Annotated in this window: 17 protein-coding genes; 11 read left to right on the forward strand and 6 right to left on the reverse strand. The window is 70.4% G+C overall.

The window, feature by feature from the left end:
• Positions 1-41 precede the first annotated feature (41 nt).
• Together ACGFSB_RS35935 and ACGFSB_RS35940 are read left to right on the forward strand one after the other, a co-directional pair.
• The gene (locus tag ACGFSB_RS35935) at positions 42-173 is read left to right on the forward strand and encodes a hypothetical protein (RefSeq protein WP_393408368.1); all 132 of its coding nucleotides are present in this window, start codon (positions 42-44) and stop codon (positions 171-173) included.
• A 374-nt stretch (positions 174-547) separates the two neighbouring features.
• The gene (locus tag ACGFSB_RS35940) at positions 548-1,171 is read left to right on the forward strand and encodes a PadR family transcriptional regulator (RefSeq protein WP_393408371.1); all 624 of its coding nucleotides are present in this window, start codon (positions 548-550) and stop codon (positions 1,169-1,171) included.
• An 86-nt stretch (positions 1,172-1,257) separates the two neighbouring features.
• Here ACGFSB_RS35940 and ACGFSB_RS35945 read toward each other — a convergent pair whose 3' ends face one another.
• Entirely contained in the window at positions 1,258-1,686 is a 429-nt protein-coding gene (locus ACGFSB_RS35945) for an SRPBCC family protein (RefSeq protein WP_393408373.1), read from the reverse strand.
• Positions 1,687-1,993: 307 nt separating this feature from the next.
• On the opposite strand from ACGFSB_RS35945, the gene ACGFSB_RS35950 reads away from it, so the two are divergent.
• The gene (locus ACGFSB_RS35950; protein ID WP_393408376.1) at positions 1,994-2,809 is read left to right on the forward strand and encodes a putative protein N(5)-glutamine methyltransferase; all 816 of its coding nucleotides are present in this window, start codon (positions 1,994-1,996) and stop codon (positions 2,807-2,809) included.
• Positions 2,810-2,838: 29 nt separating this feature from the next.
• Here the strand turns inward: ACGFSB_RS35950 and ACGFSB_RS35955 are convergent, their stop codons facing one another.
• Positions 2,839-3,027, reverse strand: a complete 189-nt coding sequence (locus ACGFSB_RS35955; RefSeq protein ID WP_393408592.1) for a hypothetical protein — start codon at positions 3,025-3,027, stop codon at positions 2,839-2,841.
• A gap of 211 nt (positions 3,028-3,238) precedes the next feature.
• Between ACGFSB_RS35955 and ACGFSB_RS35960 the strand changes: the two genes are divergently transcribed.
• From ACGFSB_RS35960 to ACGFSB_RS35970, 3 genes are all read left to right on the forward strand, one after another.
• Positions 3,239-3,826 carry a Clp protease N-terminal domain-containing protein gene (locus ACGFSB_RS35960; RefSeq protein WP_393408378.1) on the forward strand — a complete coding sequence of 196 codons (588 nt, stop codon included), beginning with the start codon at positions 3,239-3,241 and terminating at the stop codon, positions 3,824-3,826.
• A gap of 52 nt (positions 3,827-3,878) precedes the next feature.
• Positions 3,879-4,895, forward strand: a complete 1,017-nt coding sequence (locus tag ACGFSB_RS35965) for a DMT family transporter (RefSeq protein ID WP_393408381.1) — start codon at positions 3,879-3,881, stop codon at positions 4,893-4,895.
• Positions 4,896-5,067: 172 nt separating this feature from the next.
• A complete protein-coding gene (locus ACGFSB_RS35970) occupies positions 5,068-6,039 on the forward strand; it encodes a DMT family transporter (protein ID WP_393408595.1) in 972 nt (323 codons plus the stop codon).
• A gap of 99 nt (positions 6,040-6,138) precedes the next feature.
• Here ACGFSB_RS35970 and ACGFSB_RS35975 read toward each other — a convergent pair whose 3' ends face one another.
• On the reverse strand, positions 6,139-6,846 hold the full coding sequence (locus tag ACGFSB_RS35975) for a pyridoxamine 5'-phosphate oxidase family protein (protein WP_393408384.1): 708 nt from the start codon (positions 6,844-6,846) through the stop codon (positions 6,139-6,141).
• A gap of 35 nt (positions 6,847-6,881) precedes the next feature.
• On the opposite strand from ACGFSB_RS35975, the gene ACGFSB_RS35980 reads away from it, so the two are divergent.
• Complete coding sequence (locus ACGFSB_RS35980) at positions 6,882-8,213, forward strand: aminotransferase class I/II-fold pyridoxal phosphate-dependent enzyme (protein ID WP_393408386.1); 1,332 nt, start codon at positions 6,882-6,884, stop codon at positions 8,211-8,213.
• Here the strand turns inward: ACGFSB_RS35980 and ACGFSB_RS35985 are convergent.
• On the reverse strand, positions 8,204-9,250 hold the full coding sequence (locus ACGFSB_RS35985; protein WP_393408388.1) for a DMT family transporter: 1,047 nt from the start codon (positions 9,248-9,250) through the stop codon (positions 8,204-8,206). The genes ACGFSB_RS35980 and ACGFSB_RS35985 overlap by 10 nt on opposite strands.
• A gap of 74 nt (positions 9,251-9,324) precedes the next feature.
• On the opposite strand from ACGFSB_RS35985, the gene ACGFSB_RS35990 reads away from it, so the two are divergent.
• Positions 9,325-10,227 carry a LysR family transcriptional regulator gene (locus ACGFSB_RS35990; RefSeq protein WP_393408390.1) on the forward strand — a complete coding sequence of 301 codons (903 nt, stop codon included), beginning with the start codon at positions 9,325-9,327 and terminating at the stop codon, positions 10,225-10,227.
• Between the two features lie 168 nt (positions 10,228-10,395).
• On the opposite strand, the gene ACGFSB_RS35995 is transcribed toward ACGFSB_RS35990, so the two are convergent.
• Positions 10,396-10,863 (reverse strand): pyridoxamine 5'-phosphate oxidase family protein, encoded by a 468-nt coding sequence (locus ACGFSB_RS35995; RefSeq protein WP_393408393.1) that lies wholly within the window; start codon positions 10,861-10,863, stop codon positions 10,396-10,398.
• Positions 10,864-11,024: 161 nt separating this feature from the next.
• On the opposite strand from ACGFSB_RS35995, the gene ACGFSB_RS36000 reads away from it, so the two are divergent.
• On the forward strand, positions 11,025-11,681 hold the full coding sequence (locus ACGFSB_RS36000; protein ID WP_393408395.1) for a cysteine hydrolase: 657 nt from the start codon (positions 11,025-11,027) through the stop codon (positions 11,679-11,681).
• A gap of 5 nt (positions 11,682-11,686) precedes the next feature.
• Here ACGFSB_RS36000 and ACGFSB_RS36005 read toward each other — a convergent pair whose 3' ends face one another.
• A complete protein-coding gene (locus tag ACGFSB_RS36005) occupies positions 11,687-12,160 on the reverse strand; it encodes a Rieske (2Fe-2S) protein (RefSeq protein ID WP_393408398.1) in 474 nt (157 codons plus the stop codon).
• 90 nt (positions 12,161-12,250) lie between these two features.
• Between ACGFSB_RS36005 and ACGFSB_RS36010 the strand changes: the two genes are divergently transcribed.
• Complete coding sequence (locus tag ACGFSB_RS36010; RefSeq protein WP_393408400.1) at positions 12,251-13,042, forward strand: HipA family kinase; 792 nt, start codon at positions 12,251-12,253, stop codon at positions 13,040-13,042.
• Positions 13,039-13,437: a DUF3037 domain-containing protein gene (locus ACGFSB_RS36015; RefSeq protein WP_393408402.1), complete on the forward strand. Its 399-nt coding sequence runs from the start codon at positions 13,039-13,041 to the stop codon at positions 13,435-13,437. The genes ACGFSB_RS36010 and ACGFSB_RS36015 overlap by 4 nt, the downstream gene beginning before the upstream one ends.
• Positions 13,438-13,570: the final 133 nt, after the last annotated feature.

Consider the following 13,570-nt stretch of genomic DNA (forward strand, 5'->3'; position numbering starts at 1 on the left):
CTGGTCGACCGTCAGTACCCGTGCGATGCCAAGGAGACGGTATGGGAAGCGAGTTCTGGCGGACGGTCCAGCTGGCAATCGAGAAGGACAACTGGACTGCCCGCCTTGTTGTGGTTCTCGGAACGACCGGAGCCTCCGTGCTCGGCGCCTACACGATCGCCACTGCCAGGTAGCCGGTTACACGGCTGGCGCGCGACGTTCGCAGACGTTCCGATCTGCCGAAGGGTTCGAACATCGAAACAGCGACGGCGGGCCAGATCAGCTGAGACAGCGGCCTACATTCACCCGCCCGGGGCCACATCACCTGAGATTTCCAGGGGTTGTGCGTCTCAGCTGAACTGGTCGCCGCACGTCAGCGGTCCGACTTCGAACCGGATCAGTCAAGACGGGGCAATCGATCAAGGATCGCTGTCACAGGACACACGGGCTTCTTCTCGGAGGGGGCTTGCCAGGTGAACAGTAGCGATATATCGTTGACGCATCGCGACAGATCAACGATGGCGCGATAGATCACCTGCAAGATGAAGCACCAGAAGGAGTGATTGCTATGCGTTCCCACGGTTATGAACACGAGCACGGACGTGGAAAGTGTGGCCCCGGTCATGAAGGCCGGGGCGGTTTCGAAGGGCGGCGCGCTGCGTTCGGTCCCTTCGGGCCCGGCTTCGGCGGTCCCGGTGGACCCGGCGGCCCTTGGGGCGGCGGGCGCGGTGGCCGAGGCGGTCCGCGAGGCAGGGCGAGGCGCGGTGACGTACGCGCGTCGATCCTGGCCCTCCTGAAGGACCGGCCCATGCACGGCTACGAAATGATCCAGGAGATCGCCGAGCGCAGCGGCGGGGCGTGGAAGCCCAGCCCCGGTTCGGTCTACCCGACCCTCCAGCTCCTGGAGGACGAGGGCCTGATCAGCAGCGCGAGCGAGGGCGGCAAGAAGCTCTTCTCGCTCACCGAGGCCGGCGTCACCGCGGCCGGTGAAGGTCCCGACGCGCCTTGGGAAGAGGCCGGGCGCGGGGTCGACTGGGAGACGCTGAACGAGATCCGGCAGGCCGGTTTCGGTCTGATGGAGGCGTTCGGCCAGGTCTGGAAGACCGGCAGCAAGGACCAGCGCGAGAAGGCGCTCACGGTCATCAACGACGCCCGTAAGAAGCTGTACCTGATCCTCGCCGATGAGGACTGAGGTGCTCGGGGTCGATGACCCCCAGTGCAAGTGAGGCGCCCCGCACGTGTGATGTGTGGGGCGCCTCTCTGTGTCGGGGGCGGTTCCTAAGCCACCAGGCCCGCCAGTTTGCGCAGCGACTCATTCAGCGCCGCCGTCGCCGAATCCTTCAGCTTGCCCGCCATCAAGGAGACCGCCGCGCCGGTGAACTCCCCGTCTATGCGTACGTTCGTCGCCTCCCCTTCGGGGGCGAGTGTGTAGCGGGTGCCGACCGTCACGCCCATCGGGCCCTTGCCCCTGATCGCCAGGGTGCGCGCGCTCTGCAGATCCTCGATCGTCCAGTTGACCTCGGCGGGGAAACCCATCAGCTTCATGTTCTCGACGAACGTGCCGCCCACCTCCAGGGTGGTGGGGCCGCCCTTCGGGAAGCTCGTGTGCGTGGAGTTCCACTCGCCGTACGAGGAGAAGTCGGTGAGTTGGGCCCAGACCTTCTCGGCGGGCGCCTCGATCCGTGCTTCCGCGCTGACTTCGGCCATGCGACGACCCCTCTTCGTTGGGCGCTGCGGCGGGGCGCAGCTGCGGTGTCGCGGAACGTAGCCGCAGGGCCCGGAACATTCAATACTGATGAACCGTCAGATGTTGTGGACACTTCCACGGCGCCGCCCAGCGCCAGGTCAGGTACTGTTGCCCTCCCCTGCGACGGACGCGGGGAGACGGAGCAGGGAGGTGAGACCGATTACCGCAGCAGTAAGTCGGGCGCTCCCTTCTCGCGACCGCACGGTTCACCCGGCATAGGTGACCGAGGGAGCCCCATCGGCATCCCGAAAGGTTCCTCTTCTCCTCATGTCGGTCTCATCTTCCTCACCCGCGTCATCCTCGATAGATTCCCTTCGGTTTGCTGACATCGTCGTCGGACTGCGCACCGCCGGCTGTGTCTTCGCCGAGGACGAGGCGGAGTTGCTCGTCTCCACCGCACGTGACCCCGCCGAACTCGCCGCCATGGTGGAGCGGCGCGTCATCGGCCATCCGCTCGAACACGTCCTGGGCTGGGCGGAGTTCCGCGGTCTGCGGATCGCCGTGGACGCCGGGGTCTTCGTGCCGCGGCGGCGCACCGAGTTCCTCGTTCAGGAGGCCGCAGCCCTGGCAGGACCCGGCGCGGTCGTCGTCGATCTGTGCTGCGGCTCAGGTGCGCTGGGGGCGGCTCTCGGCGCCGCCGTCGACCGGGTCGAACTGCACGCCGCCGACATCGACCCGGCCGCGGTGACGTGCGCACGGCGCAACGTCGCCGACGTGGGAGGGCGGGTGTACGAGGGTGATCTCTACGAACCGCTGCCTTCCACACTCCATGGCCGCGTCGACGTACTCCTTGCGAACGTCCCCTACGTACCCACCGAAGAGGTCGGCCTCCTGCCGCCGGAAGCCCGCATCCATGAGGCGCGGGTGGCACTCGACGGCGGCGCGGACGGCCTCGACGTCCTGCGGCGCGTGACCGCGGACGCGGCACGCTGGCTGGCACCCGGCGGACGGCTGCTGTTCGAGACGAGCGAGCGGCAGGTGCCGTACGCGCTGGAAGCGGTCGTGGACGGCGGCCTCGTGCCGCGGTCGGTGAGCGACGAGGAGATGTACGCGACGATCGTCATCGGGACACGGCCCGCGTAGGTCCCGTACGGGGGCCGAGGAGCCGGGAGTCAGCCGACCCTGCTTATCTCCGCCGCGTCGAACAGGTCGCAGGCCCGGGGGAAGGGGCCCTCGTCGTGGCAGTGCCAGGCGTCCCAGAACAGGTCGGCGGGCAGTGCGTCATCGGGTGCGTACACCCGATACACGTACTGCCTGCCGTCGATGGCCGAAAGCGCGACCATCCAGCACCTGCGCTCCATCACCCGCGCTCCATGCCTGAAAGACGAGTGGCCGGTGGGCCGTGGTTGCGTGCCGGGCGTGAATCAAGGCGGCGCGCGCCCCTCGGGGAAGAACGGTGAGATCTCATCCGTAAGGAGGAGAACCCACGCACGAGTACCCAACCTGTGTCGGACGCAAAGATGCTTCCCGGCGCCGATGACTCCGCCTCTGGGGGCTGATGGGGTGGGAGATGTGCAAAGCCGTACTCCGCGGGGCGCCGAGCCCGGCCCGACCCGAGCAGAGACCGACCCCCGACTCAGCGCCGCGCTCGCGTCGGTGCTGGCCGGCGCGCGCAGGCGTGCCGTGCGCGACGGGGACCGGCAGATCGATACCGCGCATCTGCTGCACTCCCTCCTGGAGACCGACCCCGACGTGCGAGCCGCCCTCGACGACGAGACGCAGGTGGTGCGGCTGTTCGGCTATCTCGTCCAGCGCAGCATCGGCTACGGCCTTCAGTGGCAGGGGACGGTCGAGGACTCCGGAGCGGTGCCGATGGTGCGCTCCGGCGACTCCGCTCCCATACCCGCCCCCAGGTCCACCGCCACGAAGGAGACGGGCTGGTCGCCGTCCGCGACCGTCGCCATGAAGGCGGCTCTCGAGCGGGCCGAACTGCGCGGCGAACCACGGGCCCTCGGCATCGACCTCCTGGCGGCACTCGTCGCCGACGCCGACTGCCGCGCGGTCGAGGTCCTGGGGCGGGCCGGGGCGGACGCCGGGGCGATACTCCGGCGGATCGAGGAGGACCCGCTGACTCCGTACGCCGAGACGTCCGCCGATTGAGACAGGTTCTATCGGGGGTGACGCTCATGACGCGCCCTGTCATGATGTGCCGGTGCAAGCGTCTCAGGGGAATCAGACAGCCTCACGGCTGAGCCGGGGGAGAGGCGTCGGCCTGGGGCTCGCTCTGGGATCGGCGGTCGCCTTCGGCGGATCGGGCGTCGCGGCTAAGCCGCTGATCGAGGCGGGCCTCGACCCGCTGCACGTCGTCTGGCTAAGGGTGGCGGGTGCCGCCCTGGTGATGCTGCCGGTCGCCTGGCGCCACCGCGGGCTTCTGCTCCGCAGGCCCGCGCTCCTCATCGGCTTCGGCCTCCTCGCCGTGGCCGGGGTCCAGGCCTTCTATTTCGCGGCGATATCCCGCATCCCCGTCGGCGTCGCGCTCCTTGTCGAATACCTCGCGCCCGCGCTCGTCCTCGGCTGGGTGCGTTTCGTACAGCGGCGGCCCGTGACGCGCGCGGCGGCGGTGGGCGTGGTGCTCGCCGTCGGCGGGCTCGCCTGCGTGGTCGAGGTGTGGTCCGGTCTCAGCTTCGACGTCGTGGGTCTGCTGCTCGCGCTGGGCGCCGCCTGTTGCCAGGTCGGCTACTTCGTCCTGTCCGACCAGGGCAGCGACGCCGGGGACGACGCTCCCGATCCGCTCGGCGTCATCGCGTACGGACTGCTGATCGGTGCCGTCGTGCTGACGGTCGTGGCACGCCCCTGGGGCATGGACTGGTCGGTGCTCGCGGGCAGCGCGGACATGAACGGCACGACCGTTCCCGCGTGGGTCCTCATCGGCTGGTTCGTGCTCATCGCGACCGTCGTCGCCTACGTCACCGGCGTGCTCTCGGTGCGCAGGCTCTCCCCGCAGGTGGCGGGTGTCGTGGCCTGCCTGGAAGCGGTCATCGCGACCGTCCTCGCCTGGATCCTGCTGGGCGAGCACCTTTCGGCGCCGCAGATCATCGGTGGCGCGGTCGTGCTCGCGGGGGCGTTCATCGCGCAGTCGTCCGCGCCCGCGAAGCCCCCGGAAGGGCCTGTCGCCGGTGGCTTGCCAGAGCCGAAAGAGCAGTTGTCGTCGACCAGTAGCACGGCTTAGGGTGTTGATCATGCATTCACGCGCGCTCGTTCTTCCGCCCCCGGCCGCTTAGGCGCGGGCGCCTTCAGGATCACACCCGGCCGGTGGCCGGGTGGAGCGACGCTGCCCGCAGACGGAGCCAGGGACCTTCTTTTCCTTTCTGCGGAGAACTCACGTGTTGAATGCGTCGAATGTGTCGACTGCTGCCTCCGGCCTGTCCGTCGGGCGAGGCCTCTTCTATCTGATCGTCGCCGGTACGGCCTGGGGCACCGCGGGTGCCGCCGCCGCGCTGGTCTTCGGCGCCAGTGACATGGGACCGGTCAGCCTGTCCTTCTGGCGCTGCGCGGGCGGCTTCGTGCTGCTGTTCGCCGTGCGTCTGGTGCGGTCGTTGGGGTCGTGCCGACGTTCCTCCTCGTACGCCGCCGTGAGCGTGCCGCTGCGCCGCAGGCTGCCGCGGATCGTGGCGACCGGCGTGGCCCTCGCCGTGTTCCAGACCGCCTACTTCGCCTCCGTCGAGTCGACGGGGCTCGCGGTCGGCACGGTGGTCACGATGGGGTCGGGGCCCGTGCTCATCGCGCTGGGGGCGCGGCTCACGATGGGTGAGCGGCTGGGGCGCGGCGGGGCCGTCGCCGTGGTCGGGGCGCTGGCGGGTCTCGTGGTGCTCGTGCTCGGTGGTGGCGGGGCGAGTGTGCGGCCGCTCGGCGTGATGTGGGGGCTGCTCTCGGCGGCCGCGTACGCCGCGATGACGCTGCTCACGCGGTGGTGGGGGCGCGACGGGGGCGCCGACGCCTCCGACACGACGGTCTGGTCGTTCGCCGTGGTGTCGGTCTGCCTGCTGCCGCTCGCCGCGGTGGAGGGGTTGGTTCCGCACTCGGCCGACCCTGCACGCATGGGGCTCTATCTGCTGTACATCGTCGTGATCCCGACCGCGGTCGCCTACGCCCTGTACTTCGCGGGTGCCGCCGTCATCCGGTCCGCCACCGTCTCGGTCATCACGCTCCTTGAGCCGTTGAGCGCGGCGGTCATCGCGGTTGTGCTGCTCGGTGAGGAGCTGACTGTTTCGACGGTGGTCGGCATGTTGCTGATGCTGGCTGCTGTGACGGGGCTTGCTGTGGCGGAGACGCGCGGGGCGGTTGCCGCGCGGCGGGGGGCGGTGCTGGTGTGAGGGGGCTCGCGCGGTGCGGCCGGGGGTGGCCGCACCCCGCGAGCGTTGGTTCCAAGCCCGCGGGCCCGTGAAGTCTTGGCGCGCAGCTCCCCGCGCCCCTTACGGGGCGATCAGGTAGTCGGGGGCTTCGATGCCGGGGGCCAGGTCCGCCGAAGGGATCAGGGGGCCGTGGCCCTTGCTCAGCGGGACTACGCCTGCCCAGTACGGGAGGTCGAGGTCCTCGGGGTCGTCGTTCGGGCCGCCCGTGCGCACCTTGGCGGAGACCGTGGCGAGGTCGAGGCTGAGCACGGCCGTCGCCGCGAGCTCCTTCGCGTTGGCGGGGCGGGAGTCGGCGGAGCGGTTCGGCACGACGTGGTCGACGAGGGAGTCGAGCGCGGAGCGCTTCTCTTCGGGGTCCGTGACCTGGTGGGCGGTGCCGTGGATCACCACGGAGCGGTAGTTGATCGAGTGGTGGAAGGCCGACCGGGCGAGGACGAGGCCGTCGACGTGGGTGACGGTCAGGCACACCGCGAGGCCGGGGTCCGGCTCCTGCCGGCTGTCGGTCGCCATCCGCAGGGGGCGGGAACCCGTCGAACCGTGGACGTACAGCCGTTCGCCCACCCGGCCGTACAGCGTCGGCAGGACGACGGGGGCGCCGTCGCGCACGAAACCGAGGTGGCAGACATAGGCCTCGTCGAGTATCGAGTGCACCAACTCCTTGTCGTACGCGGCGCGGTCCCGGCCGCGCGTGGGCACGGTGAGCTCGGTCGGCGCGTACGAGGCGGTGTCGGTGGCGGTCTCGATGCCGGACTCGGATGCGACGCTCATTGCCTTCTCCATTGCACTAGTGCATAATGTGGTTTGTGCTAGGAGAGTATCGGATCGAAGGCCGACGCGCAGCTGAGATCGCTGCCAGCGTGGAGCGTGCGGTGGGTGGGGGAGGCCTGGAGCCAGGTCAACTTCTGCCGCCGATGCGGGAGTTGGCGGAGCGGCTCGGGGTGAATCCCAATACGGTGGCCGCCGCCTACCGCACGCTGCGCGAACGCGGCGTCATCGAGACGGCGGGGCGGCGCGGCAGTCGCGTACGTCCCAAGCCCGCGACGACGGTGCGCGAGCTGATCCGCGTGGACGTGCCGCCCGGTGTGCGGGACGTGTCCAACGGCAATCCGGACACGGCGCTGCTTCCCCCGCTCGCTCCCGCCTTCGCGGCTGCCGCGGCCGAGGGCGACCGGCGTCCCGTGCTGTACGGGGAGGCGGCCGTGGACCCCGAAATGACCCGCCACGCGCGCGTGGCCCTCGACAAGGACGGCATGCCCGACGGCCCCGTCGCCGTCACCTCGGGATCCCTCGACGCCATCGAGCGCGTGCTCGCAGCCCATCTCAAGCCCGGTGACGCGGTGGCGGTCGAGGACCCCGGCTGGGGCAGCCTGCTCGATCTGATGCCGGTGCTCGGGCTGCGTACGGTCCCCGTGGGCGTCGACGACGACGGACCGCTGCCCGCCGACGTGGAAGAGGCGCTGCGCGGCGGCGTCCGGGCGCTCATCGTCACCGACCGCGCCCAGAATCCGACCGGTGCCGCGATCAGCGCTCCACGCGCGCGTGCGCTACGAAAAGTGCTCGCCGCGCACAAGGAGGTGCTGCTCATCGAGGACGATCACGGCCACAGCATCGTCGACCTGCCGCTGCACCCGCTGGCCGGTGTGACCCGCAGCTGGGCCTTCGTCCGCTCGACCGCCAAGGCGTACGGACCGGACCTGCGTCTCGCCCTGCTCACCGGGGACGCCGTCACCGTCGATCGCGTACAAGGGCGGCAGCGGCTCGGACCGGGGTGGGTGAGCCATGTGTCGCAGCGTGCCGTGCTGCACCTGTGGGCGGACGGAGCGGTGGACGCGGCCGAGGTGGCGGCGTCCTACGGGAAGCGCCGTGACGCCCTGGTCGCAGCGCTCGCCGAGCGGGGCGTCGCCGCCTATGGGCGCAGCGGCATGAACGTATGGGTGCCGGTGCCCGACGAGACCGGCGCGGTCGCCAGGCTGCTGCACGCGGGGTGGGCCGTCGCTCCGGGGGCGCGGTTCCGGATGAACGCACGGCCCGGCGTGCGGATCACGGTGTCGACGCTCGGGGACGAGGACATCGAGCCGGTGGCGGACGCGGTCGCCTCCGCCACCGGGCCCGCTCCCGCGCGGCGTTACGAGTGATCGGTGCGGGGCGGGCGGGTTGACGAACGGACGGCCCGGGTTGACGAACGGACGGCTCGGGATGACGAGCGGACGGCTCGGGATGACGAGCGGACGGCCCGGGACGCGGTGCGCGGCTTGGACTGGGTGAGCGCCGCGCCCGCCAGGATGATCACCGCGCCGACCGGTGTCGACCAGCTCAGGGACTCACCGAGGACGGCGACACCCGCTGCGGTGGCGATGACCGGGACGAAGTACGTGACCATCTGAGCCGTCGTGGGGCCGACCTCGGCCACCAGGCCGTACTGGATCAGGAAGGCGAGTCCGGTGCCGAGGGCACCCAGTGCCACGATCGCGAGGAGCGGCACGACGGGGAAGTGCGTGGGGAAGGACGTGAACAGTGGTGTCACCACGGCCAGTTCGACAGTCGCGACAAGCAGCTGCGCGCCGGAGAGCGAGAGGTTGGAGTGCCCGGATCCGGCCAGTGTGCGGCGCACGTAGATCCAGCCGATCGGATAGCTCAGTGAGGCGAGCAGGGCCATCGCCGTGCCGCCGAAGTCAAGGCCGCTGAAGCCCTGCCAGGCGCCGAGCACCGTGAGGACACCGAAGAAGCCGAGCCCGAGACCCGCGACCCGGCGCCGCGTCGGGCGGTCCTCGGAGAGCGCGACCAGCGAGAGCGCCATGCCCCACAGGGGTGACGCCGCGTTGCAGATCCCCGCGAGGGTGGACGGGATCGTCAGCTCCGCGTACGCGAAGAGCGAGAACGGCAGGGCGTTGAGCAGGAACGCGGCGACCACGAGATGCCCCCACGTCCGGGCCCCGCGCGGCAGCCGCTCGCGCTTCACCACGAGGACGGCCGCGATGACGACGGTGCCGAACGCGAGTCTCCCCAGGGTGACTTGGAACGGCGCGTAGCCATCGGTGCCGACCTTGATCAGCAGGAAGCTGAAGCCCCAGATCAGCGAGAGGATGCCGAAGCGGAGGTGCCAGCCGAGGGCGCGGCGGGACTTGGGTGTGACGGAGGGGGCGGGGGTGACCGGAGTGGTGGTGACGCTCATGTGCATCAGCCTGAGGGGGTTGACCTCTTAGAACAAGCGAAATTAATTGTCCGGTATCACGTAGCATCACTTACATGTTGAACCTGGAGCGCCTGCGCACGCTCGACGCGCTGGCCCGGCACGGCTCGGTCAGCGGAGCCGCGGCCGGGCTGCACGTCACGACGTCGGCCGTCTCCCAGCAGATGACCAAGCTGGAGCGCGAGGTGGGCCAGCAGCTCCTCGCCAAGAACGGCCGCGGGGTGCGCCTCACCGACGCCGGGCGGCTGCTCGCCGAGCACGCCGCGCGCATCCTCTCCCAGGTGGAACTCGCCAAGGCCGACCTGGAGGAGCAGCGCGGCAAGGCCGTCGGCGAGCTGCGGATCTCCGCTTTCCCCACGGCGATGCGCGGCCTGCTGCCCGCCACGCTCGCCGCCCTGCGGGCCGGGCACCCCGGGCTTCGCGTCCGCTCCCAGGAGATGGAGCCGCAGCCGGGAGTGGCCACCGTGGTGCGCGGCGACATCGACATGGCGGTCGTCCTCGACTGGTACAACAAACCGCTGCCGATGCCCGAAGGCCTGGTCAAGGCGTCCCTCCTCGACGATCCCGCCGATGTCGCGATGCCCGCGGCGCACCCCCTCGCCGACCGCGCCGAAGTGGATCTGGACGAGTTCGCGGACGATGAGTGGATCACCTGGGCCGAGGGGGAGTTCTGCCATGAGTGGCTGATGTTCACGCTGCGCGCCAAGGGCATCGAGCCGCGGATCGCACACCGCGCTGAGGAGCACCACACCCAGCTCGCGCTGGTGGCCGCGGGGCTCGGCGTGTGCGTGGCACCCCAGTTGGGGCGTGACCCGATGCCGGCCGGGGTCAGGACGGTCCCGGTGCGGCATCGGGTGCGGCGTCATGTGTACGTGGTGTGGCGGGCGGACGCGGACCGGCGGCCGTCGATCAGGGCTGCCGTGGAGGCGCTTCAGGTGGCGGGGGCGGGGCTGCGCTAAGCGCTCTGCTGGAAGTACCGCGAGGTGCTGTCGATCATCTGCGGCGCCGTCGTGGCTGGTCGCGCAGTTCCCCGCGCCCCTTCAGGGCACTCCCGAACCGCAGCGGACTTCGCCGGACCTGCTGAGCGCGTTCGGCGGTGACGGGGGAGGGCAGGCGGCGGGCGGGGGCTACAGATCCGCCAACTTGCGGAAGTCCCAGGAGGCGATCGCGTCCGGCGTGAGGCGGATCCACGCGTGCCTCCCGTCGTACGGCATCGTGTCGAGACCGAAGTACTTCTGGTTGAACAGTCGCTCAGGAGCGTCGAGTTCGGGGCACGGCTCGCCCATGCGCGGCGACTCGGCGACGAAGTCCACCGTCCCGGTGAGCTCCGCGCCCCGCAGTTCTCCGTACTCCTCGCCCGAGTCGATCACCACGGCGACCCGCTGATCGCCCCGCAGGTCCGCCCAGCGCTTGCTGCGCGTGAGCGAGAACAGCCACAAGGACGTGCCGTCCCAGGCGAACCAGAGCGCGCTGACGTGCGGGGCGCCGTCGCGGGACACCGTCGCGACCCGGCAGGTGCGCTCCGTGGCGAGGAACTCGTCGAGCTCGCCCGGCGACATCATGATCTTGCGGCCCCGGCGCTGTGTGACGGCCATGCGTCCTCCGTAGATCCGTCTCAGATCTGCAACTGATGCTGCGTCAGAAAAGGATGCGGTCTCTTCCGCCCGGACGCAATGGCCGCTAGCCTCCGCGCATCCCGGGCGCCGGATGTCCCGGCCAGTCCCGGCAGTCCCGAACGTCCCGGACAGGGGGAGCCATGCCGTCGCACGAACAGCTCAGGGAACTCCTCGACCCCGCCACCACCGTCCTGATGACCGTCGAATGCCAGCAGGGCGTCGTGGGCACGGAGAGCGCGCTGCCCGAACTCGCCGCCGAAGCACGCTCGTCGGGCTGCCTCGCCAACGTCGCGCGGCTCGTCTCCGCCGCTCACCTGGCCGGGGTCCAGGTCCTGCACGCCGTCGCCGAACGCCGCCCGGACGGGCGGGGCGCCAATCGCAACGCCCGCCTCTTCCGTGCCGCGGGGCGGCTGCCCGTGCAGCAGCTCGCGGGGACGAGGGCCGTGCGCGTCGCGCCGCCCATCGAGGTGGCCGACGAGGACTTCGTCGTACGGCGGCTGCACGGCCTCTCGCCGCTCGCGGGCACGGACGTCGATCCGCTGCTCCGCAATCTGGGGTGCCGCACGCTCCTGGTGACCGGGGTCTCGGCGAACGTGGCGATACCGAACGCGGTCTTCGACGCCGTGAACCTCGGCTACACCGCCGTCGTGCCCTCGGACGCCATCGCGGGAGTCCCCTCCGACTACGCACCCGCGATGATCCGGAACACGCTCGCCCTCGTCGCCACGATCGCCACCACCGAGGACGTCCTCGGCAGTTGGAAGCGGCCAGGTCCGGACCGCCCCCAGGCCACCTAGGTCTCCTAGGCCAGCTTGATCGCGTCCCCGTCCACGCTGATCTCGGCGGTCGGTAGCGGCTTCGGCGCGGGCGTGGCCTTCACGCTGCCGTCCGCGATGCTGAACTTGCTGCCGTGGCACGGGCAGTTGATGGTGCCGCCCTCGACGCTGGTCACCGGGCACTGCTTGTGGGTGCAACGGTTCGAGAACGCCTTGAACTCGCCCTCCGTCGGCTGGGTGACGACCACGCCCTCGTCCTTGAAGATCTTGCCGCCGCCGACCGGGATCTCCGAGGTCTTGGCGAGTACGGCCCCTGCGGCGCCGGTGGACTTCTGGGCGCCGTCCGGCGCCTTCGCCCCGGCCTGCGTGGAGTCGCCATCGCCGTAGCCGTCGTCACTTTCGCCGCAGGCGGCGAGCGCGGCGGCCAGGCTGACGACGCCGGCCGCGGCGACGACGGAGCGGCGTGAGAGGGCGGGCAGTGGTTCCCTGGAAACAGTCATGTCCGGTGGTACGAGCCCGCACCTCGCCGTGTTCAAACGCTCAAGCATTTATTGCGCGAACCGAGTTCGGACCGGCATTAACCTGGGGCAATGCTCACCGAAGTCACCGCGGTCCGTTACGCGACGCCCCTCCGGGAGGGCGGATCGCTCCCGGGGCTTGTCGAGGCCGCCGACAGTCAGGGAACGTACGCGACGTACGTCATGAAGTTCACCGGGGCCGGACAGGGCCGTAAGACGCTCGTGGCCGAAGTGATCTGCGGGCAGCTGGCGCGCGGCCTCGGGCTGCGGGTGCCGCGCCTGACGCAGATCCGGCTCGACCCGGTGATCGGCCTCGGCGAGGCGGACCAGCAGGTGCAGGAGCTGCTCAAGTCGAGCGGCGGCCTCAACCTCGGGATGGACTTCCTGTCGGGCGCGCTCGGCTTCGACTCGCTCGCGTACGCCATCGATCCCGCGGAGGCGGGCCGCGTCGTGTGGTTCGACGCGCTCATCAACAACGTGGACCGCTCCTGGCGCAACCCGAACATGCTCCTCTGGCACGGCGATCTCTGGCTCATCGATCACGGCGCGAGCATGATCTGGCACCACAACTGGCGTGCCGCCGAGGCCGCGGCCGCCAAGCCGTACGACGCGTCCGACCACGCCCTCGCCCCGTTCGGACCCGACGTCGCGGGGGCCGCCGCCGAGCTCGCCCCGCTCGTCACCGAGGAGCTGCTCGCCGGTGCGGCGGCCGACGTGCCCGACGCGTGGCTGGTGGACGAACCGGGCTTCGAAAGCCCCGATGCCGTACGCCGCGCCTACGTGGCCGCCCTGCTGCCGCGTGCCGGGACCATTCACGAACGGATCAAGCTGCCCGAGCCGCAGCGGAAGGGCGCGACCCAGTGACCGAGCAGCCGTCGACCCAGCGGAACGTCTTCGAGTACGCGCTGGTGCGTGTCGTGCCGCGTGTGGAGCGCGGTGAGCAGTTCAACGTGGGCGTCGTTGTCTACTCCCGCGCCACGTCCTTCGTGGCCGCCCGCATGCATCTGGACGAGAACAAGCTGCGGGCCCTCGACCCGGCGGCCGACCTGCTCGGCATCAGGGCCGCGCTGCGTGCCGTCGAGCGGATCTGCGAGGGCGGCGAAGCCGCGGGTCAGGCCGAGCGCGATGATGCGGGGCGGCGCTTTCGGTGGCTGATCGCGCCGCGCTCGACCGTCGTACAGCCGGGTCCTGTGCACTCGGGGCTCACGGCGGATCCTGCCGCAGAGGTGGACCGACTCCTTGACCTCCTGGTCAAGTAAGAATCACACGCACCCTTGTGCCGTTGACACCGGGTGCCAGGGCTTCTAGCGTCTCGTTCAGCTGAAGGTACTAAGCGGTCGCTCACCATCGGGGCGTACCGTAGAGCCGCATCCCAAGGGCGAGGAGAACCAG

The organism is Streptomyces sp. NPDC048441, from assembly GCF_043200235.1.
Classification (GTDB): Bacteria; Actinomycetota; Actinomycetes; order Streptomycetales; family Streptomycetaceae; genus Streptomyces.